This window comes from Pseudomonas corni (genome assembly GCF_057128765.1).
The window spans coordinates 113651-139979 of the sequence record NZ_JBSKHW010000016.1; the positions used below are offsets into that span (position 1 = coordinate 113651).

The window sequence follows — 26329 nt, forward strand, 5'->3', positions numbered from 1 at the left end:
TTGCAGTCTGATCGGACTCTAAACCAATAGGAGTCCGACCATGGCGTTCCGGATAACTGGCCTTGCCCCCGAGCCATTCCAGTCACTGTTTGGATTGCCCGACCAAGATCTGGCATCTTTTGGGATGAAGCGTTACATCGTCGACAGCAACCCAGGCTTTCCTGACCGTATCGAAATGAAAGATGTGGAACTGGGTCAGAGCGTGCTTTTACTCAACCATGTCTGTCAGCCAGCCAAGACGCCATACCGTGCCTCACACGCGATCTTCATACGGGAGTGGGCTACGCAAGCTTATGACGCAGTCGATCAGGTACCTGAGTCGATGCGCATCCGCCTGCTATCACTTCGCGCTTTCAATGATGATGGGATGATGCTGGACGCCGACGTAGCTGATGGAATAGTGATAGAACCTGTAGTCACTCGGATGTTTGCAAATCCAGAGGTTAGTTACATTCATGTTCACAATGCCAAACAGGGTTGCTACTCAGGGCGAATAGATCGGGCGTAGTCACCGCAGGTCTGGGTGGCCCGTCCTTCTATCGACTCTACCGGTCAACGACTGGCCGGTATTGGCCGATTGCAGACTATCAACCGTTATGGTCTCTAAGAGGTATCTGCTGACTGCGCAGATTACACGTCGCGGTGCTTATCGCTTATCGCTTATCGCTTATCGTCATCGCGTACCTCCCGCAAAGAGGCTATGGCATCAACGCATCAATGAACAGACATCAGCTTGCTCAGGCCACACTGCTGGGAACCTTCGTCCCCCTACCTTCAGGTGAATATGGGCTGCTTTCTTTTGTATTGTTCACCGGCAACGTCTGCACAATGGCAAAGACTACCTCGGCACAGGTAAAGCCCAGCAGGAGAAAACTGGCGCCATGCGCCACCGCAAACAGCTGCCAGAATGAAAACAGTACCCTGGCAACGGCGTCATACCATCCGACGCTGCGACTTGGGCGCATCAGCCGCCAGAGTGACCAGACCACCACCAGGCTGCCCATTAAATTGGCGAACATCAGGCTGGTTACATCCAACGTCGGAACTGGGCGGGCCAAGGCCAACTTGTGGGATAACGCTGCTACAGCCTCAAGAAGCAGAGGTGCAGTCCAAGGCGTCATGAATCCCGCTGTCACCACCAGGTCGTAGCTGGCGCTCAGCCGGACTATTTGCAGATTTCTGTTTACGCTGATCATGGTCTTCCCTCACTGTTCGAACCCGCAGGCTAAAGCCTGGTGTAAGGTCCAGGGTCAAGAGGAAATGTGCTGATTATGAAAATCGGAGAAATGGCAGCGCGAACGGGGGTGACCGTTGACGCATTGCGCTTTTATGAAGAGAAAGGCTTGATCAAGCCTCAGCGTACCGCGAACGGGTATCGGCTTTATCCAGAGCAGATGCTGCAACTGGTGGGGTACATCAAGCAGGCTCAGCAACTGGGGTTTTCGTTAAGCGAAATTGGTGAAAATCTGCCGCTTCTGTGGGGCAGCGAAGGGGTGTCCGGCGAAGTATTGGCCCGCTTGTTTATCGAGAAAATAGCTTTGCTCGACAAGAGAGTGGCGCAAATGCAGGAACTGCGCGGGCTGCTGGCTATACGTGCGACACAGGTATGTCCTTTGCTGGGAAACTAGCTGCCAAGGAGCCTAGCAACCAGGGAGGAGGGGTCCGCGTTAAAGACCGCTCCTGGCCAAAACCGGCCGGTCGAGTGCCCGTCCGCTAAGTCACGACTCATCCCTGTTGGTTTTTTCCCCTTCCATCCAGGTATCGATTCAAGATCAGATATCCAACTCTCAGACAATAAGCACGACCTTACCCTGGATGCTGCCCCGTGAAGCTCGATGATGCGCATCCGATGCCTGGGCCAGTGCGAAGGTGCTGTCGATTACAACCTGAACAGTGCCGTCGTTGAGCAGTTCTCCCGCCTCTGCCAGTTGGGCGCCATTGGAGCGTACTTGTGTCGTGGATACGGTGACTCCCAGATCAGCAGCTTCCTTATGCCCGGCGAATCCTAATGGGTTGACGAGGAAGAGGGTGCCGCCCGGCCTGATGATGCGCAAAAAGCGTTCCATATTTGCGCCGCCAACGGCGTCGATCACCAGATCCACATCCTTGGCAGCAGCTTCGGCGGCTATCTTTGTGTGATCAATGAATACCTCCGCGCCCAGCGTGCGAAGCAGGCTTTCATGCTTGCCTGAGGCAACCGCGATCACGTGCGCGCCTTTCCATCTGGCAATCTGCACCGCCAGATGCCCCACGCCACCCCCGGCACCGTTGACCAACACCGTCTTGCCTTCAAGCGGGACTGGCGTATGTCGAAAAGACTGAAAAGGGTTCGGCTCGTCATGACCCACGTCAATCAAAAACTGCCACGCGGTGAGCAGCGACATCGGCGCGCCTGCAGCCTGGATATGATTTGTGCCCTTGGGTTTGAGCGCCAGCTCTGACTCATGGATGCGTATGTATTCGGCATACGCGCCGCTGCCGGTCATCAGATCTTCCGGAAAACGCACCATTGAATACACTTCGTCACCGACGTTGAATCGGGAAACTCCATCGCCCACTGCTACAACTTCTCCAGATACATCCGTGCCCAGAATCATCGGAAATTTCTCAACGGGCCGCCACTCAGGGGGTAGGGACCGAAAGCCGTCTCTGAGATAAAGGTCCGGCGGGTTAAGGCTTGCCGCATGGACACGGACCAGTACCTCGCCGGCTTGTGCCAAGGGTTTGGGCGCATCTTCATAAAGCAAGACCTCCGGGCCGCCGAATTCGTGTAATCGCACCGCTTTCATGGTTTCGCTCATGACAACCTCATTCAGACTGATCGATTCGACCGAGCTTAAGCCTTGTTGGCGAGGTTGATAATAAGGCTGACTTTCGTTTCAATGGTGCCATGAAGGAACCAATAGGATTTGAACGGCTCAGTGGCTTGATTGCGTTCGCGCGCGCAGGATCTCTGGGCAACTACAGAGCGGCAGCCCGCTCGCTGTCGGTTTCGCCGTCGGCGATCAGTAAAAGTATCCAGCGGCTGGAACGGCATTTCGGGATGGCGCTATTTATTCGCACCACACGTTCGCTGACCTTTACCCCCGAGGGTCGCGATCTTCATGGGCGTGTGTTGCAGCTGCTGCGCCAGGCGGAAGAAATCGAGCAGGTGGCGAAGGCAGCGCGCTCCGAGCCTGCAGGCACGTTACGGATTGCAGCATCGCTTCCGATCGGTCTGCACCTTATTGCGCCCGCCATCGCGGAGTTCCGCAAACGCCATCCGAAGGTGCTCATCGACCTTCGACTCAGCGATCAGATAGTGGACCTGACTGAGGAAGGCATTGACCTTGCTGTCAGGATCGGTGAGCTTGCGGACTCCTCGCTTTTGTCCCGGCGGCTCATGCCGTACACGCTCTGTTGTTACGCCTCTGCGGAGTATCTGGCGAGGCGCGGCATCCCTCAGCATCCCGATCAACTAGCGGATCACGATACGGTGAACCTGCGCTATCAAAGTAGCGGTCAAGCCTTTCGCTGGCCGTTTCGCATTGCAGATAAGGAGATCGAAGTTTTGCCGTCATCGCCTGTCGTAGTGGATGCGAGCGAAGCGCTCCTGGCCGCAATGGCAGCTGGGGCAGGCATAGGCATGGCCGCGAGTTTCATGGCCGCCCCCAGGGTGAGGTGCCATGAGCTGATCCCGATTCTTTCCGAATTCGCGGTGCCTAGGCAAAACATCACGGCCATTTGGCCAGAGAGTCGCCGCAGCAATCCTGCTGTGCGCGCGTTTTTGGACATGCTGATTGAACTTGGGTGAAGTCGTGACTTTTGGCTAGGGGGGGTGTTTGCGCGGGCGCTGGCCGAGTCGATCGACTCCCGTTTCGGCGGGATTTTGCGTTTAAGGATCATTGATTGACGACTCCTGACCAATCGCGTTGTTGCGTCGACCGGCTGAATCCGCAACGCAAAGCAGTCGTCGAAGCACCAAACGATATAGTGACTTTTTTCTCAGTCAGCAGTATTTGGAAAATATCGCAGGTATCCAGCGATGTTAGGCCCGCTTTCCCCCGCCTTATCCATTGGGTGGATTCGCCCCTCGTTTACTGGCACCTCTCCAAAATCAAATGGGCTAACGCCTTCCAGACAGGCCGCGTTAATCCCGTATTGTTTTGGGTTGGAACGGCGCTGGTGATGTGTGTATATCCCACACTTTGAGCAGAAATAGTGTTTGGCTTGCAGGGTGTTGAACTGATACAGCGTGAGCCATTCTTCGCCAGCAGTGACCTCTATGTCTTGGGTCTCTGCTGATACAGCCACGGCGCCCCTCATGCGGCAATAAGAGCAGTTGCATCGTCGTGCGGTATTGAGTTCTTCGGTAAGTCGTACCAGGAGTTGTACTGATCCACAATGACACGAAGCTCGTAAAGGTCTCGCATTGTCCATTTACTTCTCCTTTCCCGATGACTGCTCATGGCCGATAGCAACCATCCGCTATCCCACCCAATTTATATCCCGGAGTATCTCAACGGATATCTGACAATTTAATAGCTTTACGGAAAAGCTAGCGGCCATCAGTGGGGAAGGTCAACCCCGGCCATTTTGATTTCCACTGCTTGGAATCAATCCGGCCGAGAAATATCGCGTGTTTGTCCTGCTGAAACCGTGGTGATGGCCTCACCACCAACGCAAATAAATCAGCTAGGCCGAAAGGTGCCGCTATTTCTATTTCGTCTTGCGCACTGAGCCTGACCGCCACGGCTGTTGCCGTCTCCGGCCAATAGACCATTGCATCGGTTGCGGACATGTAAGGCGCGTCGCCATTGCGAGCATGCATTCGAGCCTGATTTTTCACAGACCATTTCACCTCGTGGTCCATGGCTGACAAAGATGCTTGCAGGGATTGGTGTGTGCGTGCGTCGGTCTGCTCAGGGTCGTACCAGATGACATCTATATCGGCAGGCAGCGGGGAGCATGATCTTTGATGCAATCGGTCCCAGACCAGGCTTCGCACGAAGCCCGCGGCAACCCAGCAATCCGGCGCATTCAACGCACGTACCTGCCTGAGAATCTGCATTCGCACTGGATCGCCCGCAATATGCGTTATGAGCCATTTTTGCTGCGCCGTGGCGCTCTTCAGATGGTCTGCAATCACGAATGGCTGACCTCAATATCGTTTACGCCGAGGGCCAGTATCAAGCGCGCAGTGCCTGGGTCAGGCGTTCGAGCATGCGATCGCAGCCATCCAGTTGCTCGACGCTGATGAATTCATCGGGCTTGTGCCCTTGATCCATACTCCCCGGCCCACACACTACTGTCGGTATACCGATGGCATCGAACAACCCGCCCTCGGTACCGAACGCCACAGTGGTGAAATCCTGGGAGCCACAGCATTCGGCAATTAGCATGGCCGCTTCGCCACGGGCATCCGTCGCCAGCCCTGGATAGGCGGACAGCTCGGAGAAGCGGATATCGCTTGAAGCGTTGATTGCTTGCATTTTTGGTACCACTTGGTGATGCGCGTATTGCTCCAGTTGCCGGGCGACATCGTGGGCATTTTGATCGGGCAGGGTGCGTATCTCGAAGTCGAAGCTGCAGTCGGCAGGCACGATATTCAGCGCCTTGCCGCCCCTGATCAGGCCGGTCTGCACGGTAGAGAAGGGCGGATCGAAGCGGGCATCCTGCAATTCCACGGCGCGTAATCGCGACCCGATACGACCCAGCTCACCGATCAGCTCAGCGGCGTACTCAATGGCATTGACCCCTTGCGGGGCATACGCCGAATGACAGGCCGCGCCGTGTACATCGCAGCGCATGGCGAGTTTGCCCTTGTGACCGAGCACCGGTTTGAGTTCAGTGGGCTCACCAATCAAGCACAGCGCAGGTTTGATCGCACGCTGTTCCAACTCGGCGAGCAGGCTGCGTACGCCCAGGCAGCCGACTTCTTCATCGTAGGACAACGCGATATGCACGGGCATACGCAGTGGCTGGGCGAGCAATCCCGGTACGGCGGCCAGCACGCAGGCAATAAAGCCCTTCATGTCCGCTGCGCCGCGACCGTACAAGTTGCCGTCCTTTTCACTGAGTTCGAAGGGTGGCACGGTCCACGCTTGCCCATCCACCGGCACTACATCGGTATGGCCTGACAGCACAACCCCAGGCCTGTCGTCCGGGCCGAGGGTGGCAAAGAGATTGGCCTTGCTGCCTTCATCATTGAAAATCAGTTCGCAGGGCACTTGATGCCCGGCGAGGTAATCACGAACGAACTCGATCAGTTGCAGGTTGGACTCGCGGCTGGTGGTGTCGAAGCCGATCAGTGCCGCCAGAATCTCTCGGCTGCTCATTCATTCGTCTCCCGGCACGCCGTAGCTCGGCGCCCGGGTTGGGTCAAGAGCCCGAGTCAGGTAGTCCTGCATCTGCGGGCGGTAGGCGGTCCACAACTGCGCCAGCGCTGTTATTGGATCTTCCTCGGCCCAGTCGACGCGCAGGTCAATGATCGGCCAACTCACGTCGCCCACCACTTTCAAGGCAGCTGAATGCACAGGGCCCGCTTCGCCACCGGCCGCCATCGCGGCCTGCATGGCGGCGATCAAACGATCGGCCAATTGCCCGCCGGTGGTTTCGAAGGCCTTGACCAGTGCATCGATGACGGCCTTATCGGCCAGCATGTTGCCGGCACCGACGCATTGCTCACCCGCTACCGAGTGCACGCAGCCCAGGGTTTCGGTGCCGTTGAAGATCGCGGTGTTGCCCTGATGATCGATGACAGTCACCTGACGAAACCGGCTGAACGCGTCGTAGGCTGGCACGGTGGCAATCGCTTGCCCGGGTGACAGGCCAAGCTCCAGCTGATCGAGCACATGGCTGCCCAAAGCCGGCAGCGTGATGTTCTGCGTCGAGACCGCGCCTACACCTGGGCGCAACCATGGGCAGCGTGCGCCGACGGCAATGCTTGAAGAGCTGATGGCGATGCCCAGCTGACCGGTTTCGGCGCAGCGGCCAATGATGGAAAACGTCATGGTGTCCGATCCTTTCTGATACGTATTCGGCGCCCGTACAACGGGCGATAGATGAGCAATTCAGGGCCGCGTTCAGCGTGCCCCTTCGACATTCAGCACGCGGCCCAATCCCAGAAAACGATTGGCCAGCGTCAGTAACGTTGCGGTCACGGCGATGTACATCACCGACAGCGCAGCCAGGGTCGGGTCGGCGAACTCACGCACGTAGTTATACATCGCCACCGGTAAGGTCTGGGTGGCCTGGGTGGTGACGAACAGCGAGGCGGTGAATTCGTTGAACGACAAAATGGCTGCGAACAGCCAGCCACCGAACAACCCCGGAATCATCAGCGGCACGGTGATGGTCCACACTACGCGCAATGGCGAGGCCCCAAGACTGGCAGCGGCCAGCTCGATACGCTGCTCCAGATTGTGCAGCGACACATACAGGCTGCGCAGGACGAATGGCAGCACCAGCAGAATGTGGCAGAAGATCACCAGCGCATATCCGCGCCCCAGATTGAGCTGCGCCACCAGCATCAGCAGCCCCAGCCCGATGGTGAAATGCGGGATGAACAGCGGCGACAGCAGCACGCCTTCGAGCAGGCGCTTGAAGCGGAAATCGAAGCGATGGATGGCGATGGCGAGCATTGTCCCGATCACCACTGCCAGGCTTGAGGCCCAGGCGGTGACGATCAGCCCGGCGTAGAACCCCTTGCGAAAATCGTCGTAGGCAAGGGCTCGTTCGAACCAGCGCAACGACCAGCCTTTGGGCGGAAAGAACAGCACTGAGGTGCTGCTGAACGAGGAGATGATCACCACGATCGTGGGCAGTAGCACGAACAGCAGAATCAGCCCCACCAGCAGGCGGCCCGCGTGGCCGAGCCATTTGTCGCGATTGGAACGCGTCATCTCAATGGCCTCCGACGGTATGCAGGGAGCGCGTCATGCGCTTGAGCGCCGTCAGCAGCAAGATCGTCAGCACCAGGCCCGCGACGCTCAGTGCCGCAGCGAACGGGAAATTCAGAGACGAAAAGCCCAGTTGATAGACCAGCGTGGCGATGGTGCTGACCTTGCCACCGCCGATCAGCTGCGGCGTGGCAAAAGCGCTGAAGGTCCAGGCGAAGGCGGTCGTCAGGCTGGCGACGATACCCGGCAATGACAACGGAAGCGTCACCGTGAGAAACGCGCGAATCGGCCCGGCGCCAAGACTGGTTGCGGCTTTCTCGTAGGCCGGGTCGATGTGCGACAGCCCGGTGGCGAGCATCAGCACCATGATCGGCATTGTTACGTGAACCAATGCCAGGACCACGCCGGTCTGGGTGAACATCAATTGCAGCGGAGTGTCGATCACGCCCATCGCCAGCAACAGGCTGTTCAGAAAACCGCTGCTGCCCAGCACAATGATCCAGGAGTAGGTGCGCACCACTTCGCCGAGGAACAGCGGGGTGATCGCGATGATCAGGATGCTCGACTTCAGCCAGCCCGTGCGGGTACGGACCAGCGCGTAGGCCAGCGGATAGCTGAGCAACAATCCAAACAGGGCGGTCTTGAAACTCAAGGACACGGTGTTGAAGAACGCCTGGGCATACAGGCTCTTGAGCAGATCCTGGAAGTTATCGAGCGTAAACCCCCCCACGTCCAGTGAGCCTGGAACGTAGGCGCGCACGCTGTATTGCAGCACGGTCAGCATCGCGATCGTCAGGCCGATGGCGGTCAACGCCGACGGCAGCACGAACCACAGGACAAACGCAGGTCTTCGAGTCATGGGGTCTTCCATGCAAGCGGCCAATACAGCAGGCCGCTGAAACAATACAAATGCTGGAGCTACGCCAGCACTCAGTGCGCCATGATGTTTTCAGAGAACCACTTACGCCATTCCGCTGATTTCTGGGCGCGCAGCTCAGGGTCGATGTTCAGGGTCGCGTCCCACTGAGCAGGGGTTGTGAGCATCCCCGGCAGCTTGGCGACTTCCGGATCGACATGGGCATTGGTCACCACCGGGCTGCCACGGTTGATCTTGGCGATCTTCGCTTGTACTTCCGGCGACAAGGCTATGTTCATGAATCTATAGGCCAGGTCCGCGTGCTTGCTGCCGGTGTTGATGCCCATCGCATCAACGCCCAGTACCGCGCCTTCCTTGGGGATGGCGAGCTTGATGTTCACGCCTTCTTCCATCATGTGATAGGCGTTCATGGACAGCATGACCTGCACCGGTGTCTCGCCGGTGGCAATCAGCTGCTGGCTGTTGGCGTCGTTGGTGTAGAACGACTTGATGTTGGGAATCAGCGCCTTGAGCTTGTCCTCGCCTTTTTCCCAGTGCTCGGCGTCGCTGCCCGAGAGCTTGGCCGAGACCGCGATGATGTGGCTCGGGTCCCAGTCGGGCAGGGCCAGCGTGCCTTTTAGCTCGGGTTTCCACAGGTCTGCCCAGCTGTCGAAGGTCACGCCTTTGGGTACCAGATCCGGCCGATAGCCGATGGTGTAGACGTAGCCCCAAACGCCAATGTGCGACGGGCTCAGTTTGGCCTGATGCACCAGGTTGGCGGCATTGGGAATCTTGCTCATGTCCAGGGTTTCGAACAGCTTGTCGTTGGTGTACAGCCAGCCTACGTGGGACGTCGTGAAGGTCAGGTCGGACTCAGCGGTGCCAGCGAGCTTGGCCTTGTTGAGGCGGTCGATGGTGCCGCCGGTGATGTACTCGACCTCAACGCCGGTCTGCTTGGTGAACTCCTTGCCAATGGCTTCGTCGATCAGGTCCTTGAAGCTGCCGCCCCAAGTGCTGACGACCAGTTTGTCAGCGGCGTTGGTATTCGCGGCGGCCAGCAGGCTCGCGCTCAACAAGGTCAAGGCAATGACGTTACGCAGCATGTTCTATTCCTTCTGGCTGTACGGAAAGGAGGACGTCTCGCCAACGCGCGTGCACACCATGTAGACGCGCATCGGTTCGATGGGACCATCATGGAGTGGCGCCACTGGATCGGTAAAACAGGCTTTGCTGTACTTGTGCATCGGAATTTGCGACGCAGTCACTCAAGTGTCCGCGATCATCAATAACCGCGGGCCGGATCAACCTGATTCAGCACGGGCTCGCCTCGGTTCAGTCGCTGAATGTTGTCCGCCACTTGCTGCGCGGCGGTGGCTGGTATGGCCACCGAAGCCAGATGGGGTGTGATCAGCACGTTGTCCAGCGCCCAGAGTGGGTCCTCGGGCGGCAATGGCTCGCGATCGAATACGTCCAGCGTCGCCTCGCCGATCTGCCCGCTGGCAAGTGCAGCGGTCAACGCTTGTTGATCGACGACGGCACCCCGTGAGACGTTGACGAAGCAACTGCCCTTGGGCAAGAGGGCCAGCCGTTCAGCGTTGAGCAAGCCATGGGTTTGCGGCGTCAGTGGCAGCATCACCACCAGAATGTCGCTGCTGGCGAGAAAGCCGTCCAGACTGGCCATGCCGTTCACGCAAGTGACGTTATCCAGCTGTTTTTCCGAACGTGACCAGCCGCGCACATCGAAACCCTGACGCGCCAGTTCGAGCGCCGCATAGGCGCCTAGCTCTCCCAGGCCCAGCACCCCGACCCGCACGCTCGATGGCAAACGCGGGTGCAAGTAGTGCCAGCGCCGCTCACGTTGGGCGCGTTCGAAGGCCGGGATGTCGCGGGCATAACGCAGCACCGCAAAGAGCACGTAGCTGGCCATCATGCGACCCATATCGGGATCGGAAATACGTGTGATCGGCACGGCGGGCAGGTCATCGCGACCCACCAGCGAATCGACGCCAGCCCCCAGGTTGACCAGCAATTTGAGCTGCCGGTACTGCGCGAAGAAACCCTGCGGCGGTTTCCACCCCATCACCACGTGCACGCTGTCCGGGTCTTCGACGTCATGGGGCTGGCAGATGCGCACCCCAGGCAGCAGCGGTGTGAGCAGCGCGCTCCATTCTTCAAAACTGTCGTGCTCGCTGTAAAACACCAGGGTCGATGTCATGGTTTGGCCTCCAGTGGCTGAGCTTCATCGGTCTGCACGTCCAATAGTTCCGCCACCGCCGTGAGCGCCAGTCGATAACCGAGAGCGCCGAGCCCGGCAATGACCCCGGTGGCGGCCTTGGACACGTAGGAGTGATGACGAAAACTCTCGCGCTTCCAGATGTTGCTCATGTGCGCTTCGATGATCGGGCCGTCGAAGGCGAGCAGCGCGTCGAGAATCGGCACTGAACTGTAAGTCAGGCCGGCCGCATTGATGATCACGGCGTCGGCGTGCAGGCGCGCTTCCTGAATCCAGTCCACCAGTACGCCTTCGTGATTGCTCTGGCGAAACTCCAATTGCAAGCCCAGTTCGGCGGCGTGGCGCTGACAGCGGGTTTCGATGCTGGCAAAGCTTTCGCTGCCATAGGTGCCTTTGGTGTCCAGCCCATAGAGGTTGGCGTTGGGGCCGTTAAGAAAAAACACGGTACGGGGCATGATTCACTCCAGGGCGTTATGCAACAGGGCGAGTCGCAACCATCGCGGGGTGCTGGTCGAAGACGCCGAACCAGGCGGCAGTGGCGGGGTGGTCGGACCGCCAGTCGAGATGGGCAAAGCGGAAATCCAGGTAACCGAGGCCGCAGCCAATGGCGATCAGGCCGATGTCATCGGGCACGACGCTGTACAGCGCCGCCTGGGTCTCGATGTCGGCCAGCACGGCTCGAATCTTGGTCAGTTGCCCGTCGAGCCAGCCGTCCCATTGCTTGTCGACAGGCCGGGCAACGGTTTCGTAGCGGGCAAGCATGGCGGCGTCCAGCAGACCGTCCCCCAACGCCTGTCGGACCAGACTGGCCCAGCGTTGCGTGCCTTCGCGCGGGAACAGCGAGCCGCCAGCATGGGTGTCGAGGTATTCGCAGATCACCCGGCTGTCGTACAGATCCAGGCCATCAACCGTCTGCATCGCCGGCACCTTCGCCAGCGGATTGAAATGTGCAATGCGCTCGTCGCGCTTGATCGGGTGGGCGGCGGACTCAAGTTTCTGGATCTGCCCCTCCAGTCCCAGGCAGTGGGCGGTAATCATCACCTTGCGCACGTAGGGCGAAGTCGCGGCGTAATACAGTTTGAACATGGGCTCTCCGGCGACGATGTCGGGTTGATGGCCTTGCAGGCCGTCAAGCGAGTTAGGCATCAGGTGGCATCGGCGATCAGCAGCACTTTGCCGAGATTGGCGTTGCTCTCCAGCAGGCGGTGCGCTTGGGCGGCCTGTTCGAGGGGCATGCGGGTGTGGATCAGCGGCCGAACCTGACCCGAGACGATCCACGGCATCAGGTTGGCGCGAATGCAGGTCGCCAGACGCGTCTTCTCCGCGACAGATTTGGGCCGCAGTGTGGACGAGGTAAGGCTCAGGCCCTTACGCATCAGCAGTTGCAGGTCCAGTTCAATCTTCGCCCCTTGCAGGAACGACAGGCTGACGTGGCGCCCTCCAGCGGCCATGGCGTCAAGATTGCGCGCCACGTACGGGCCGCCGACGTTATCGAGGACGACATCGACGCCACGTCCTTCGGTGCATTCGGCGATCACCTGGACGAAGTCTTCGCGATGGCGATCAACCGCACGCCAGACGCCCAGCGCCTCCAGCATCAGCACCTTGTCGGCGCCGCCTGCGGTGGCGATAACCCGCGCACCCGCCGCATGGGCGCATTGCACGGCGAAGCTGCCGACGCCGCTGGCCGCGCCATGAATCAACACGGTATCGCCTGCGCCCAGACGGCCCAGCTCGAACAGGTTATGCCACACGGTGAAGGCTGCTTCGGGCACGCCTGCGGCGTCTTCGAGGGGCAGTTCATCGGGTACTGGCAGGCAGTAGGCGGCCAGGGCGAGGCAGTACTGCGCATAACCGCCACCGTTGAGCAATGCCATGACGCAGTCGCCGGGTTTGAAGTCGTGGACGCCGTCACCTACGGCCACCACCGTGCCCGCCGCCTCAAGCCCCAGCACGTCAGGGGTGCCGGGCGGCGTCGGCATGCCGCTGCGCTGCATCAGGTCCGGACGGTTGACGCCTGCGGCTGCGACGCGGATCAGCAACTCACCGGCTTGTGGCGCGGGCATAGGACGTTGCACGCTTTGCAGCACATCAGGGCCGCCGGGTTCACGGGCGATGATCGCGGTGATGGTGACGGGAAGCGCACTCATAAGAGCTGCTCGGACGCTTGAGGGCAGACGCTGAGGTGGCGGTTGAGACGATGGCGTGTGGTCATGGAATGCTCGAATTCAGGAAAGGGGCGGGACGTCGGCGGCGAAAGCGCACACGCCTTCTTCATCGAAGCTCAGGCCCGCCGCGGCACCTATCGGCCAGCGAGTCAGAGCGTCGAGCCCGGACTGGCGGACGAACAGAAGGGTCTGGCCCAAAGCAGGGACGTCAAGGTGGATATCGACGTGATCACCCTGAAAGACATGGGTGACCACGGTGGCACTCAGCAACGTATCGGGGCCGAGTGCGCCGAGGCGGATGTTTTCCGGGCGCACATAAATGTCCACTCGCGCGCCGACATCGGCATGAACCCGCTCAGGCGGCAGGCGCAGCACGCTGTCGCCAAAGGCCAGGGTCGCGAGCTCGTCGCGGCTCAGGTAGCGCCCCGGAAGTACGTTGACGTCGCCCACGAAGCTGGCGACGAAGGGGTCTTCGGGATGACGATAAATCGCATCCGGCGTACCGATCTGGCGGACATGCCCGGCAGACATGACCACCACTCGGTCGCTCATGCTCAGCGCTTCGCTCTGGTCATGGGTGACGAACACTGTGGTGACGCCGAGCTTGCGCTGGATGTCCTTGAGCTCGATTTGCATCGACAGCCGCAGGTTCTTGTCCAGCGCTGAAAATGGCTCGTCCAGCAATAACACTTTGGGCCGGATCACCAGCGCCCGGGCCAGCGCGACACGTTGCTGCTGCCCACCGGAGAGCTCGCGCGGCTTGCGCTCGCCGTAGCCTTGCAGCTTGACCAGCGCCAGCGCCTGCTCGACGTGCTCGGCGATCTCGCCCTTTGGCACGCCGCGCATCCGCAGCCCATAGCCGATGTTCCTGGCCACGTTCATGTGCGGGAACAACGCGTAGTTCTGGAAGACGATGCCAATCTCACGCTGATAAGGCGGGGTCTCGGTGACCAACTGGCCGTCGATGAATATTTCGCCTTTGTCGGCATCGTCAAACCCGGCCATCAGGTTGAGCAGCGTGGTCTTGCCGCAGCCCGACGGGCCGAGCAGGGTGACGAATTCGCCTTCCTGGATCTTCAGCGAAACCTCATGCAGCGCAATCGAGTCGCCAAAACGCTTGAGGACGTTGTCCAGTTGCACGGCGATGTTGATCTTCGCAGTTGCAGCCGTGCCCACGGCCACTGTCGCAGGTTCAAAGGGTGCGATCTGTGCAGTTGCCATGGCGACTCCGTCAGCGAGGGGTTGGGGTTTCAGGCGGCGGTCCAGTCATCCGGAATGACTGCGATGACGTCGATTTCCATCAGCCACTCAGGTTGGCCAAGCCCGGAAATCACCAGACCGGTGGAGATCGGGAAGACGCCCTTGAGCCATTTGCCGACCTCTTTGTAAACCGGCTCGCGGTAGCGGGGGTCGATGATGTAGGTGGTGGTCTTGACGATGTGGGAGAGGTCGGAACCCGCTTCTTCCAGCAATTGCTTGACGTTTTTCATGGCTTGCTCGGCTTGGGCCTGAGGGTTGCCCAGGCCAACGAGGTTGCCAGCGAAATCAGTGCCGATCTGGCCCCGGACGTAGACCGTGTTACCCGCGCGCACGGCCTGGCAGAGGTCGTTGTCGAGAGACTGATTGGGATAGGTTTCTTTGGTGTTGAACATGCGGATGCGAGTGTGAGTAGGCATGTCGGCGTCTCTTGGAAGTGATGGGATAGAGCTTCACATCGGGGGTGATTTGACGAAACCAGCATTTGCGTGGGGTATTGGTTAGGTAAAACCGAAGGCGGGGCGAGACGGGCTTTCCGGCACATGTGGCTTTTGCCGTCTAAAGCCGCGAAGCCCTCGATCCGCCTTTGATCTTGAACTTCAAACATAAAAAGCCCAGACACCACATAGCGCGACTTGGGTGCAGGCTGAACGCAGCTCTCGCTCCGTGGGCCGAGCGGCATGGATGCCGCGAGAGCCGCCCCCCGCCATGGATGGCGGATGGCGGCGGGCCCACGGAGCGAGAGCTGCGTGAAGGAACCCGACGGAGGCGGGCCCAACCGAGAGCCAGCACCCTTGGCTGCTCTTTAAAACCAAAGGCGGGGTGCTTTTCCAAGTAACTCGCCGAAGGCGAAACAGTCTGCCCCAAGGCAGACGCCCTTGATCTTGATCTTTCCTACTCGATCACGACCGCTCATACGCCTTGTAGTCATTCTGCAAAACGATGTGATCGGCAATGTATTTCGCGTCATGCCAAACCCCGTAGATGAACGAGGACGCGCGGTTGACCAGGTTCGGCAAGCCGAGGAAATAGATCCCGCTTTCGGCGCAGATCCCGCGTTTGTGGAACGGATCGCCTTTCTCATCGAACGCATTGACCTGCAGCCAGTTGAAATCGAACTTGAAGCCCGTGGCCCACAGGATCGTGGTGATGCCAGCTTCTTCGAGATCCAGACTTAACAGCGGGTTCGTCAGGCAATCCGGGTCAGGCAACAGCTCCCAGGCCTCGGGTTCCGGCGGGAACGGCAAACCGTTCTGCTCGATATACGCATCCGCGTCGCGCAGCACGTCGAAATACGCCCGGTCGCCCTCAGCCACGTTCGCTGCCAGACCTGGCTCAAACGTCATGACCCCGTCCTCGCAGGCTTTGGTCAGGCCCACCAGCGTGATGCCCTGATGGGCGAGGCGACGGAAATCAACGGTTTTGCCGCCCTCATAGCCACTGACCGCGAAGGCCACGTGTTTTTTCTTCGGCGTGATACGCACTTCGTCCCACAGGCCCAACGCACCCAGCCACCAGCAGTAATCACGGCCGCGATACGAGCGAGGAGGGCGGTAATGTTCGCCCACTGAGAGAAAGACTTTCTTCCCGGCTTTTTGCAATTCTTCAGCGATCTGCGAGCCCGAGGCGCCAGCGCCGACCACCAGCACGGCACCCTCTGCCAATTGCGCCGGATTCTTGTAATCCGACGAATGAAGTTGCTGAACGCTGACTTGCCCGGAAACGATGTTTGGCACCGCTGGACGCTGAAAGGGACCGGTGGCCGCGACCACGTTTGACGCCTCGATCACGCCCTGAGACGTGGTGACTTTAAAGCCGGGCCGCCCCACATGGCGCTCAACTTTCAGCACTTCGATGCCGGTACGCACAGGCGCTTTCAACATGGCGACGTAGTCTTCGAAGTAGTCCGCCATGCGCTCTTTCGGCGGGAAAGCCTCCGGCGAGATGTTGGTAAATTTCATGCTCGGGAAGCGGTCATGCCAAGCCGGTCCGTTGGCAACGAGCGAGTCCCAGCGCTCCGAACGCCAGCGTTCGGCGATTCGGCTGCGCTCCAGGACAACGTGCTCCACGCCCATGAGGGAAAGATGTTCGCTCATCGCGACACCCGCCTGGCCTGCGCCGACCACCAAGGTGTTGATTTTTTCCACTGACATTTGAGTTTCCTAAAGAGAATCGACCTTGATCGGTTTCGCCGATGCCGCAGCAACGACAGCACGTCTAGAAGGCACAGCCGCTTTGCGGGCTTCATCCAGCCATGGGGCCAGTGTGATCAAGGGACCGTCTTTGGGAAATTCTGCTTTTTGAACGTATAGCTTAGGAAAAACCGAACCCCGCTCTGGCGTGTGCCAATGCTGTGGCACCGCGTCGCATGCAGGCGGCTGGGAGCCGGTCCGGCATGAACCGTGCAACCGTGCCTGTGCAAAGTGATTCATTCAAAGGGTCGGCGCGGTCGTTCGCCCGCTCGTTATAGATGTGGAGGGCGTGATGCTCAGTCGTATTACTCAACGCCAGCTGGAATATTTCGTCGCGTCCGGGGAAGCCGGCAGTATCAGCGCGGCGTCGGAGCGCATTCATGTGTCGTCACCGTCTATCTCGGCGGCGATCACCCACGTGGAGGCCGAACTGGGCATTCAGTTGTTCATTCGTCATCACGCGCAAGGCATCTCCCTCACGGCAGTGGGGCGGCAGGTCATGCAAGAGGCCAAACTCATCCTTGAGCAGATGAGCAACCTTTATACGATCGCCTCAGAGTCACTGAACACAGTGCGCGGGCCCTTGAGAGTGGGATGTCTGCATTCGCTCGCGCCGATGATCACCCCGGAGCTGGTGTTCGGTTTCGGGCGCGCGTTTCCGGGCGTGCGGATCACTCAGGTGGAGGGCGATCACGAGCAATTGCTGGAAAAACTGCGCAGCGCCGAGATTGATATCGCGCTGACCTACGACCTGGCGGCCAGCGCTGACATCGATTTCCAGCCGTTGGCCAAATTGCCGCCCTACGTCATGGTTGGGGATTACCACCCACTGGCCCATCTGCCCACGGTGAGTTTGCAGGACCTGGAATCCTTCCCGATGGTGCTGCTGGATATCCCGTGGAGTCGGGAATATTTCCTCAGCCTGTTCATTCAGGCAGGCACCACGCCGAACATCGTGATGCGTTCCAGCAACCTCGAAACCGTGCGCGCGATGGTCGGTAACGGTATCGGCTACACCATTGCCAATGCCCGCCCCAAGGGCAACATGTCTCAAGACGGCAAGCGCTTGATCCGCATTCGTCTGGCGGGCGGATTGCACCCGTTGCAGTTGGGTTACGCGACGGCTACCAACGCGCAATTGTCCCGTGTGGTATCCGCATTTACCGAGCGCTGCCGTATGTTCGTTTCTGATCAATACATCCCTGGCATGGCAGCGCCCAGCTTCTTTGACCCTCACGCTGTACGCCCGGCACCTACTGCCGACTAAGCGGGTGCACCAGCGTTGGTCACCTCGGCGGGTGCGGCTGCTTCGGATTTACCCGCCCCAGCCGTAAACCAGAAACGAATTTAAGCAAAGCCCCCGAGCCTGCAGACTGCAGGTATCAGACGAGCCCAATGGTGGCTGGAACCTGGGCGCACCAAAGTGTGGCGCCCGCCCGCGAATGGAATGGGTTATGCGTCATTTTGGCGCGACGTGCGCGCCCGCCGGTTATGCAGTCACGCACGGGCAACTAAACAGCGGGGCGCTGCATCGGTTCTGCCTACGCACTGCTCCAGTTAATCCTAATTGACCATGAGTGCCTCGCTCCACGAATCTCGTTTCATCGGTGCACACCGTGAGAGGCGTTAGAGCAGGGCGCCCGGTTGCACATTCAGATTTTTTTGTAGGGCGCAGCGACGATGACATTCGACTGGAATTACATGTTTGGTTTGCTGTTCGATGCCGAGTTCTGGCGAGCGACGTGGACCGTTATCAAGCTGAGTTTCGCGACCTGGGTATTGAGTATCGGCCTGGGGTTCTTCGTGGCCCTGGCAAAACAATCCAAACGTCCACTGCTGAACGCACCGGCACGTGCCTACATCTGGCTGTTTCGCAGCATACCGCTGCTGGTGCTGCTGATTTTCGTCTACAACATCCCCCAGGCCTTTCCCGCCGCGTCCGTGGTGCTGGGCGATCCCTTCTGGGCCGGTCTCCTGGCAATGGTGCTCTGCGAAACAGCCTATGTGGCTGAAATTCATCGTGGCGGTCTGCTGTCGATCCACAAGGGTCAGGCCGAGGCCGCGCGAGCCCTGGGCCTGAAGTTCTTCGGCACCCAATGGCGCGTGGTCATTCCCCAAGCGCTGCGGGTTGCATTGCCCTCGTTGGCCAACGAATACATCTCGATCGTCAAGCTTAGCTCCCTGGTCTCGGTGATCTCGCTCACCGAAATCCTCATGGTTGGTCAGCGCCTGTACTCGCAGAATTTCCTGGTGATGGAGACGATGGCGGCGGTCGCCTTCTATTACGTGCTAATCGTCACTGTGTTCGATTTCCTGCTCAAGAGGCTGGAAAAATATCTGGACGTCAACCAGCGCAATGTCTCCCGCGTGCCGGACGCCGAGGTGCTGGCGCTGGCGACACAGCAGCGCGCCGTCATTCAGCGTGAAGCGGCCACCGAACCGCAAGTCCCGGCGTTGCAAGCGACCCGTCTGCACAAGGCCTACAACAACGTTGAGGTGCTGGGCGCCGTCAGCCTGAACGTTCAGCCTGGTGAGGTGGTGTCGGTGATCGGGCCGTCCGGTTCAGGCAAGACCACGCTGATCCGTTTGCTCAACGGTCTTGAGCAGATCGACAACGGCGACATCAAGATCAATGGCCAGCCCTTCATTCACCTGAACAAGCAGGGCGCCCAGAAACCTCAGTACGTCGAGCACGCCGAACACCGCTTGAACATAGGCATGGTGTTTCAAAGCTTCAATCTGTTTCCGCACTTGACGGTGCTCGACAACCTGCTGATGGCGCCGCGTTACCACCGCCTCGGCAGTCTGCCGGAGCTCAAGCAACAGGCTTATGCGCTGCTGCACAAGGTCGGCATGCTCGATCACACCTGGAAATACCCGCATCAGTTATCCGGTGGTCAGCAGCAACGTGTGGCGATTGCCCGGGCCCTGATGATGCGTCCGCAGATCATGTTGTTTGACGAACCGACCTCGGCGCTGGACCCGGAGAAAGTGACCGAGGTGCTACAGGTCATCGAAGCCCTTGCCCAGGAAGGCATCACCATGGTGATCGTCACTCATGAAATGAATTTCGCGTTCAAGGTCTCCGACCGGATCGTCTTCATGGAGAAAGGCCGCGTGGTGTGCGACGACAAGCCCCACGTGCTGCGCAGCGGCCAAAACCCACGCGTTGAATCGTTCCTCAAGGACGTTTCGCTGGCGTGACCACTTTTATCGTTCGAGTTTCAAGAAGGTAAGCGCATGATCGAGCAATCGCAGGTTGAGCAGTTCCACCGGGACGGTTTTCTGGTGGTGGAAGGGGTCCTGTCGGCAGACGAAGTGGCGGCGTTGCAGCACGACTTCGACCAGTGGGTTGAAGACAGTCGCGCTCATCAGCAGGGCTGGGGCGAAACCATTGACGGTCGTCTGCGTTTCGACCTCGAAGGCGATCACCGCGCCGATCACCCTTCGCTGCGTCGGGTGAGTTCGCCCACCGAGATTTCGCCGGTCTACAAGCGCGTTGCGTTGCAGTCGCGGATGGCGCACATCTCCGCGCAATTGATCGGGGGCGGCGGTACGCGCTTTCATCACAGCAAGATCAACTCCAAGCTGCCGAAAACTGCCACGCACGTGAAGTGGCACCAGGATTTCTTGTTCACACCCCACAGCAACGACGACCTCGTCACCGCGCTGTTGATGGTCAGCGAAGTGACGCCGCAAAACGGCCCGCTGAACGTTATCCCCGGCAGCCATAAAGGACCGTTGTGGTCGCACTGGCATGATCAGCGTTTCACCGGCGCGGTGGATGACGAGGTCGTCCAGGCCCACTGCCAGTCACCCGTTGCCTGTTTCGGCCCCGCCGGTTCCGTGTGCTTCATGCACACCCGTTTGCTGCACGCTTCAAGCCCTAACGAGACCGAACTGCCGCGCACGCTCTTCATCGGCGTGTATGCCGCTGAAGACGCGCTGCCATTCGGCGACAACCCCCTGCCCAGCGAACACTCCGGCCTGATGGTGGCCGGTGAGGAAAGCGGCCTCGTGCGTTCCACGGCCAATCAGATGCGTTTGCCGCAGAAGCCACGCGGCGCCTCTTTCTTTGTACAGCAAGCCGGACAAGACCAAGCCACTGCCTGACTTCTTTTAACTTTGCGGGGATTCACCATGACAGCGTTTCACAAGATTGTTCGTCCTATCGCCCTGAGCCTGGTCGGCGCTGCGGTCGCAGTGACTTCGTTGGCGGCTTCGGCCTTTCAACAAGACGGCAAGATCATTGCCGGTTCCGACGTGACGTTTTTCCCGTATGAATATATGGACAATAACCGTCCTGCCGGCTTCGATATCGAGTTTCTCGACGGTCTGGGCAAGGTCATGGGGCGCAAGGTCGAGACTGTCGACACGCGGTTTCCGAACCTGATTACCGGTCTGCAGGGCGGTCGTTTCGACCTCACCAACTCCTCGATGTACATCACCGCTGAACGGGTGAAAGTCATCGACATGATCCCGTATCTGAAAAGCGGTGAGTCGATCCTTGCGCTCAAGGGTGCCGAGTACCAGCCCAAGCGTCCTGAAGATTTCTGCGGTCACAAGGTCGGCTCGATGGCCGCGACGGCGTGGTTGCAGCAGATGCACAAACTGTCGGACGAATACTGCGTCAAGAATGGCCTGCAGCCCATCGCAATCAGTGAGTACGCCACTGACCCGCAAACCACTCAGGCGATGCTCGCGCACGCCGTCGACGCGCAGATCACCGACGCGGCTGTGGCCCGTGGTGTGGTTGAAAAACTGGGCACTCGCGTAGTGATTTCCTCCGACACCCTGATTTATCCGGTGCTCAACGGCTGGGGCGTGAAGAAGGGCAACGACGAGGTCAAGAACGCGCTGGTCGAGGCACTGAACAAGTATCGCGTGACCCCTGAATACGCCGCGCTGATGAAGAAGTACAACTTCCAGGCACCGACAGACGAAGACATCGCCACCCTGATGCCCAAGCCCTGATACCAGGTTATAGCGCGTGGCCACCGCTGGTTGTGGTCACGCCCTGCGGAGAAAGATTGATGGCATTAACAGTGGAAGAACAGGCGGTCGAGAAGCAGGCGCGCATCGATCTGGCGGCAACTTTTCGGATCATCGCCCATCTGGGCATGCACGAAGCGGTGGCTAACCATTTCAGCGCTGCGGTCTCGGCCGATGGCAAAAAGTTTTTGATCAATCCGAAGTGGAAACACTTCTCGCGTATTCGCGCCAGTGACCTGCTGTTGCTGGACGCTGACGACCCGGCCAGTGCCGATCACCCGGACGTCGATTCGACGGCCTGGTCGATTCACGGGCAGATTCATCAGCGCTTGCCGCAAGCCCGCGCCGTGCTGCATTTACACCCGGTCTACACCACGGCAGTTGCCTGTCTTGCCGATCCCCACGTTCCGCCGATCGACCAGAACACCGCGCGTTATTTCAATCGCGTAGCAGTCGACAGGATGTACGGTGGGATGGCCGACACAGAAGCCGAAGGCGAGCGTCTGGCTGGATTGCTCGATGGCAAGAGTCGCTTGCTGATGGGTAATCACGGGGTCATGGTGATTGCGCCGAATATCGGCGAAGCTTTCGACGACGTCTGGACCCTGGAGCGCGCGTGCCAGATTCTGGTGACAGCCTGGTCTACGGGCCAACCGTTGCGGGTGCTGGCAGACGACGTGGCGGAAAAGACTGCCAAGGGCTGGGAAGGGATCACCGATTTCTCCCGACGGCATTTCGAGGAAATGAAAGAGATGATGATCGAGGCTGATCCGTCGATGCTCGACTGAATGTGGTTTGACTGAATCGAACGCTGACCTGGCGCCACACCCCTCGGGTGCTGGCGCCTTGTTCTGACTACGATGCGCAATGCTCAGTGATTTAGCAGAATCTTGCGATCGACGTTGCGAATGTCGGTCCGGCCGCAAAACGCCATCGACAGGTCCAGTTCATTTCTGATGATCTCCAGCGCCGTGCTCACCCCTCGTTCACCCTGGGCACCCAGCCCGTAGAGCATGGCGCGGCCGATGTAAGTTCCCCGGGCGCCCAGCGCGATGGCCTTGAGCACGTCCTGTCCGGAGCGAATGCCGCCATCCAGATGCACCTCCGCGTAGTGACCGATCGCCTCGACAATGCCCGGCAGCGCCGAAATAGACGAGCCCGCGCCGTCCAGTTGACGTCCTCCGTGGTTGGAAACGATGACAGCATCGGCGCCGTATTCCACCGCCAGACGCGCATCTTCCGGGTCCTGAATGCCCTTGACGATCAGCTTGCCGCCCCAACGCTGTTTGATCCACGCTACGTCCTGCCAGGACAAGCGCGGATCGAACTGATCCCGTGTCCACTCGACCAATGAGCTGATGTTGTCCACTCCCTTGGCGTGGCCGACGATGTTGCCGAACTGGCGGTTGCGGGTGCGCAGCATATTCAGACACCAGCGCGGTTTGCTCGCCATGTTGACGATATTGCGCAAGGTCGGTTTGGGGGGAATGGACAGTCCGTTTTTCTTGTCCTTGTGGCGCTGACCGAACACTTGCAGATCCATCGTCACCACTAATGCCGAGCAGTTGGCGTTGCGCGCGCGTTCGATCAAATCTTCCACGAACGTTCGATCTCGCGTGACGTACAGCTGGAACCAGAACGGGTGAAGTTCGGTTGCCTGCGCCACCGCTTCAATCGAGCAGATGCTCATGGTCGACAGGGTGAAAGGAATGCCGAAGTTTTTGGCGGCACGGGCGGCCAGGATTTCCCCGTCGGCGTGCTGCATGCCGGTCAGCCCGGTCGGAGCAATCGCTACCGGCATGCTGACCGGTATGTCCACCATGGTGGTGGACGTGCTGCGCCGGGTAATGTCGAACGCTACACGCTGGCGAAATTCCAGACGCTGAAAGTCCGCTTCATTGGCCCGGTAGGTGTATTCGGTCCAGGAGCCGCCGTCGACGTAGTCATAAAACATGCGCGGCACTCGCTTGCGCGCAAGCCTGCGCAAATCTTCGATGCAAGTCATTTCAGCCATGGACGCCCTTGTCGCATTCGCGTGCTTGAGTGAGTGGAGCTTGAAGCTTCACACCGCGAGAGGGAACACGAAACCAGCATTTGAGCGGGGTAGTGCTTAGGTAAAAGCGATGCCTGAAATATCAGCAGCGCGGCATATCCCATGTGGGAGCGAACCTGTTCGCGAAGGCGGTGGTTTGGGCGGTAGAGATGCATCGTCAGGCCGCGATCGAGGATTTGATCACTCGATTTCTGTGCTCTGCCCCCCGGAAATGAACGAGCCGGAGAACTGATAGCGGTCGCCTGCGTAGATGATTTGCGTGTAATTGATGGTGCTCTGATTGAGGAACGTTTGGCGGATGAGCTTCAGGCAGGCCGCATTGCGTTTGGTCTCAAGCAGGCGTGCCGTGGTCGCATCGGCAGACAATGCCTGGATCACATGCCGGGCCTCGGACCACGGCATCTGCGTGATCATCCATTGTCCGGGCGTCAGGGCGTTGAAGTTTTCATCCCGCGCCTGGGGCACAACGTCGAGCATGATGATCCGGTGTTCAAGGGCATAGGGCAGGTTATCAACGCGGTGCAGGCAATCGATTCGCTTGATTTGAGCCCCGCTTGATTCACCCACTGTGTGCGCTTCTTCTTCGGTCAACTCGCTCACGGTATTGCTCAGGATTGTGTAGGTGTGCGCCTGTTTAGCAAGCGCCTCTTGGGTGCCGATGTCCTGAATTTCCATCACCGTGCGGTTGAGCGGCGTGGCGACGAACGTACCTGCGCGACGCCGCCTGATGATCATTCCGCGCTCGGCCAAGGCCGACAATGCCTTGCTCACCGTCATCCTCGAGCACTGATATTGCTGGCTCAGTTCGGTCTCGAACGGGATGCGGTGACCGGGGGGCCAGGTCCCTTCCAGGATCGCTGCCTGAATGTCGTTGAAGATGCGCTGATGTAGGGTCGTCAAGAAGAGCTCCTCTGCGTTTTCGTCCTTCGAGCGATTCTCGCACGCATTAAATTTGCTGAATAGGTATAGACATATTTATTCGATGTGGATAGATTCTGGGGCGTCGAGACGAGTTCTCGACCAGCCATCCGAGTGGTCTCAAACCACCGTCGACCTGTCACCGAACAGGCTGTGTCGCTCCAAAACGCTATTCCGCATCGCCGCCACAGAAGCTGCGAACGCCTTTACCTTACTGAACCTGCCCTAATCTATCTGCAAGGATTGATCCATGACTGGATTGGTAGGCCGTATCGTTTCTCATGTTCCCTCGGTAGCGCTGGGCATCTCGTTGTTCAGCTCCGTGCTTTTGTCGAGCGCTGCAGCGCAAGCGGACACTCTCTCCAAAATCAAGGCTGAAGGCTCATTGGTCGTGGCCACGCAAATGGCTTATCCGCCTTTTGACTTCATGGAAAACGGCGCCTATGCCGGGGTCGACAAGGACCTGCTCGACGAAGTCGGCAAGGAGCTGGGCGTCAAGATGGTCTATCAGGACCTGCCCTGGACCAGCGTATTGAGCGGCCTGGATGCGAAGAAATTCGACTTCGTCGGTGCGCCGATCAACGCCACCAAAGCCCGGGCGCAGAAGTACGCCTTCACCAGCCCGATTGCCGGTTCCGGTAACGCGTTCATCAAGAAAAAAGACAACGCCGATATCAAACTGCCTGCCGACCTGAGCGGCAAGAAAGTAGGTGTGGTGCAGGCCAGTTATGTACAACAGCAGGTCGAGGCTTATTCGGCAACGTTGGCCAAGCCTATTCAGGTTCGTCAGTACGCCGATCTCAACCAAATCTACGCGGACGTCGCCAACGGTCGTCTCGACGCAGGCGCGACATCTCTGCCGAACGTCTCCTACGCCGCGTTGCAACGGCCAGACGCGCTCGAAGTTGTCCTGCCGATTTTCGGGGTCTCGACCTATTACGGTTTCATCGCACGTAAGGACCCTGAAGATGCCAGCTTCGTCGCTGCGGTCTCCGGCGCGTTGCAGAAAATCAAGGCCGATGGCCGTATGGATGTGATCCAGAAGAAATGGTTTGGTCGTACCGAAGCGCTTCCAGCTGTCATGCCAGAGCCGTTGCTTTAACGGGCGGCAAAGGAGGCCTGGCCGATGCATTTCGATGTAGTAATCAACGCATTACCGTTCCTGCTCAAAGGCTTTGGCCTGACGTTGCTGGTGTCGGTCCTGGGTACTGTGGTGGGAACAGTCATCGGGGTGGCTATTTGCGCAATGCGGTGGACGTCAATACCGGCGCTATCGAGGGTGGCCGCCCTCTACATCAGCTATTTCCGGGGTGTGCCGCTGCTGGTGCAGTTGCTGGTTTTCTATAACTTCCTGCCTTACGCAGGCATCGATCTTTCGCCCATTGCAGCGGCGATCTGTGCACTGGGCATGGTGGGTGGTGCTTACATGGCGGAGTTGCTGCGCGGTGCGCTGGCCGCCATCCCCAAAGGGCAGGTCGAAGCTGGGGTGGCCTTGGGTTTCTCACCGATCAGCATTGGCAGGCGACTGCTGCTGCCGCAAATGCTGCGCCTGGCGACCCCTGCAATGACCAACGAACTGATCCTGCTGGTCAAGGCGTCATCGCTGGTCTCGGTGGTGGGGTTGGCCGAAGTGACACGTGTGAGCCAGACCTTCGCCGCCAGCACGTTACGGCCTATGGAGTTTTATCTGGCAGCGGGGGCTTTTTACCTGGTCACCAATTTGTTCCTGGCGTATTGCGGCGCTCGCCTGGAACGCAAGATGGCACGCAGGTGAAATCAT

At 59.1% G+C, this 26329-nt stretch carries 28 protein-coding genes; 10 read left to right on the forward strand and 18 right to left on the reverse strand.

What is annotated here, in order from left to right; translation table 11 throughout:
- Positions 1-40 precede the first annotated feature (40 nt).
- Positions 41-508 carry a DUF1203 domain-containing protein gene (locus ACWKV9_RS22465; RefSeq protein ID WP_483838302.1) on the forward strand — a complete coding sequence of 156 codons (468 nt, stop codon included), beginning with the start codon at positions 41-43 and terminating at the stop codon, positions 506-508.
- Between the two features lie 229 nt (positions 509-737).
- Here the strand turns inward: ACWKV9_RS22465 and ACWKV9_RS22470 are convergent, their stop codons facing one another.
- The gene (locus ACWKV9_RS22470; protein WP_483838303.1) at positions 738-1196 is read right to left on the reverse strand and encodes a hypothetical protein; all 459 of its coding nucleotides are present in this window, start codon (positions 1194-1196) and stop codon (positions 738-740) included.
- A gap of 75 nt (positions 1197-1271) precedes the next feature.
- On the opposite strand from ACWKV9_RS22470, the gene ACWKV9_RS22475 reads away from it, so the two are divergent.
- A complete protein-coding gene (locus ACWKV9_RS22475) occupies positions 1272-1628 on the forward strand; it encodes a MerR family transcriptional regulator (protein WP_483838304.1) in 357 nt (118 codons plus the stop codon).
- Positions 1629-1787: 159 nt separating this feature from the next.
- Here ACWKV9_RS22475 and ACWKV9_RS22480 read toward each other — a convergent pair whose 3' ends face one another.
- Positions 1788-2801, reverse strand: a complete 1014-nt coding sequence (locus ACWKV9_RS22480) for an NADP-dependent oxidoreductase (protein ID WP_483838305.1) — start codon at positions 2799-2801, stop codon at positions 1788-1790.
- Between the two features lie 89 nt (positions 2802-2890).
- Between ACWKV9_RS22480 and ACWKV9_RS22485 the strand changes: the two genes are divergently transcribed.
- A complete protein-coding gene (locus ACWKV9_RS22485; protein WP_483838306.1) occupies positions 2891-3793 on the forward strand; it encodes a LysR family transcriptional regulator in 903 nt (300 codons plus the stop codon).
- A gap of 191 nt (positions 3794-3984) precedes the next feature.
- Here the strand turns inward: ACWKV9_RS22485 and ACWKV9_RS22490 are convergent, their stop codons facing one another.
- From ACWKV9_RS22490 to ACWKV9_RS22555, 14 genes are all read right to left on the reverse strand, one after another.
- Positions 3985-4419, reverse strand: a complete 435-nt coding sequence (locus ACWKV9_RS22490; protein ID WP_483838307.1) for a GFA family protein — start codon at positions 4417-4419, stop codon at positions 3985-3987.
- Positions 4420-4537: 118 nt separating this feature from the next.
- On the reverse strand, positions 4538-5050 hold the full coding sequence (locus ACWKV9_RS22495; RefSeq protein WP_483838346.1) for a nucleotidyltransferase family protein: 513 nt from the start codon (positions 5048-5050) through the stop codon (positions 4538-4540).
- 118 nt (positions 5051-5168) lie between these two features.
- A complete protein-coding gene (gene argE / locus ACWKV9_RS22500) occupies positions 5169-6317 on the reverse strand; it encodes an acetylornithine deacetylase (protein WP_483838308.1) in 1149 nt (382 codons plus the stop codon).
- The gene (locus ACWKV9_RS22505) at positions 6318-6992 is read right to left on the reverse strand and encodes a DUF1028 domain-containing protein (RefSeq protein WP_483838309.1); all 675 of its coding nucleotides are present in this window, start codon (positions 6990-6992) and stop codon (positions 6318-6320) included. It abuts the gene before it with no gap.
- A gap of 72 nt (positions 6993-7064) precedes the next feature.
- Positions 7065-7883 carry an ABC transporter permease gene (locus ACWKV9_RS22510; protein WP_483838310.1) on the reverse strand — a complete coding sequence of 273 codons (819 nt, stop codon included), beginning with the start codon at positions 7881-7883 and terminating at the stop codon, positions 7065-7067.
- A gap of 1 nt (position 7884) precedes the next feature.
- A complete protein-coding gene (locus tag ACWKV9_RS22515) occupies positions 7885-8739 on the reverse strand; it encodes an ABC transporter permease (RefSeq protein WP_483838311.1) in 855 nt (284 codons plus the stop codon).
- Between the two features lie 71 nt (positions 8740-8810).
- On the reverse strand, positions 8811-9839 hold the full coding sequence (locus tag ACWKV9_RS22520; protein ID WP_483838312.1) for an ABC transporter substrate-binding protein: 1029 nt from the start codon (positions 9837-9839) through the stop codon (positions 8811-8813).
- Positions 9840-10018: 179 nt separating this feature from the next.
- Positions 10019-10951 (reverse strand): 2-hydroxyacid dehydrogenase, encoded by a 933-nt coding sequence (locus ACWKV9_RS22525; protein WP_483838313.1) that lies wholly within the window; start codon positions 10949-10951, stop codon positions 10019-10021.
- A complete protein-coding gene (locus tag ACWKV9_RS22530) occupies positions 10948-11424 on the reverse strand; it encodes a type II 3-dehydroquinate dehydratase (protein ID WP_483838314.1) in 477 nt (158 codons plus the stop codon). Before ACWKV9_RS22530 ends, ACWKV9_RS22525 begins: the two co-directional genes overlap by 4 nt.
- A 16-nt stretch (positions 11425-11440) precedes the next feature.
- Complete coding sequence (locus ACWKV9_RS22535; protein ID WP_483838315.1) at positions 11441-12115, reverse strand: glutathione S-transferase; 675 nt, start codon at positions 12113-12115, stop codon at positions 11441-11443.
- A complete protein-coding gene (locus ACWKV9_RS22540) occupies positions 12115-13119 on the reverse strand; it encodes an NAD(P)H-quinone oxidoreductase (protein WP_483838316.1) in 1005 nt (334 codons plus the stop codon). The genes ACWKV9_RS22535 and ACWKV9_RS22540 overlap by 1 nt, the downstream gene beginning before the upstream one ends.
- A gap of 78 nt (positions 13120-13197) precedes the next feature.
- Positions 13198-14358: an ABC transporter ATP-binding protein gene (locus ACWKV9_RS22545; RefSeq protein WP_483838317.1), complete on the reverse strand. Its 1161-nt coding sequence runs from the start codon at positions 14356-14358 to the stop codon at positions 13198-13200.
- Positions 14359-14387: 29 nt separating this feature from the next.
- On the reverse strand, positions 14388-14813 hold the full coding sequence (locus ACWKV9_RS22550; protein WP_172611932.1) for a RidA family protein: 426 nt from the start codon (positions 14811-14813) through the stop codon (positions 14388-14390).
- Between the two features lie 483 nt (positions 14814-15296).
- A complete protein-coding gene (locus tag ACWKV9_RS22555; protein WP_483838318.1) occupies positions 15297-16547 on the reverse strand; it encodes a flavin-containing monooxygenase in 1251 nt (416 codons plus the stop codon).
- A gap of 331 nt (positions 16548-16878) precedes the next feature.
- Between ACWKV9_RS22555 and ACWKV9_RS22560 the strand changes: the two genes are divergently transcribed.
- From ACWKV9_RS22560 to ACWKV9_RS22580, 5 genes are all read left to right on the forward strand, one after another.
- Positions 16879-17853 (forward strand): LysR family transcriptional regulator, encoded by a 975-nt coding sequence (locus ACWKV9_RS22560; protein ID WP_483838319.1) that lies wholly within the window; start codon positions 16879-16881, stop codon positions 17851-17853.
- Between the two features lie 413 nt (positions 17854-18266).
- Positions 18267-19790, forward strand: a complete 1524-nt coding sequence (locus ACWKV9_RS22565; RefSeq protein ID WP_483838320.1) for an amino acid ABC transporter permease/ATP-binding protein — start codon at positions 18267-18269, stop codon at positions 19788-19790.
- 36 nt (positions 19791-19826) lie between these two features.
- Positions 19827-20699, forward strand: coding sequence for a phytanoyl-CoA dioxygenase family protein (locus ACWKV9_RS22570; protein ID WP_483838321.1), 873 nt, complete (start codon positions 19827-19829; stop codon positions 20697-20699).
- A 27-nt stretch (positions 20700-20726) separates the two neighbouring features.
- Complete coding sequence (locus tag ACWKV9_RS22575) at positions 20727-21560, forward strand: ABC transporter substrate-binding protein (RefSeq protein ID WP_483838322.1); 834 nt, start codon at positions 20727-20729, stop codon at positions 21558-21560.
- Positions 21561-21619: 59 nt separating this feature from the next.
- The gene (locus ACWKV9_RS22580; protein ID WP_483838323.1) at positions 21620-22366 is read left to right on the forward strand and encodes a class II aldolase and adducin N-terminal domain-containing protein; all 747 of its coding nucleotides are present in this window, start codon (positions 21620-21622) and stop codon (positions 22364-22366) included.
- Positions 22367-22449: 83 nt separating this feature from the next.
- Here ACWKV9_RS22580 and ACWKV9_RS22585 read toward each other — a convergent pair whose 3' ends face one another.
- Entirely contained in the window at positions 22450-23592 is a 1143-nt protein-coding gene (locus tag ACWKV9_RS22585; RefSeq protein WP_483838324.1) for an alpha-hydroxy acid oxidase, read from the reverse strand.
- 219 nt (positions 23593-23811) lie between these two features.
- A complete protein-coding gene (gene hutC / locus ACWKV9_RS22590) occupies positions 23812-24531 on the reverse strand; it encodes a histidine utilization transcriptional repressor HutC (protein ID WP_483838325.1) in 720 nt (239 codons plus the stop codon).
- A 268-nt stretch (positions 24532-24799) separates the two neighbouring features.
- Here hutC and ACWKV9_RS22595 point away from each other — a divergent pair, with 268 nt between their 5' ends.
- Both ACWKV9_RS22595 and ACWKV9_RS22600 read left to right on the forward strand, forming a co-directional pair.
- Positions 24800-25651, forward strand: coding sequence for a transporter substrate-binding domain-containing protein (locus tag ACWKV9_RS22595; RefSeq protein WP_483838326.1), 852 nt, complete (start codon positions 24800-24802; stop codon positions 25649-25651).
- 24 nt (positions 25652-25675) lie between these two features.
- Positions 25676-26323: an amino acid ABC transporter permease gene (locus ACWKV9_RS22600; protein WP_483838327.1), complete on the forward strand. Its 648-nt coding sequence runs from the start codon at positions 25676-25678 to the stop codon at positions 26321-26323.
- Positions 26324-26329: the final 6 nt, after the last annotated feature.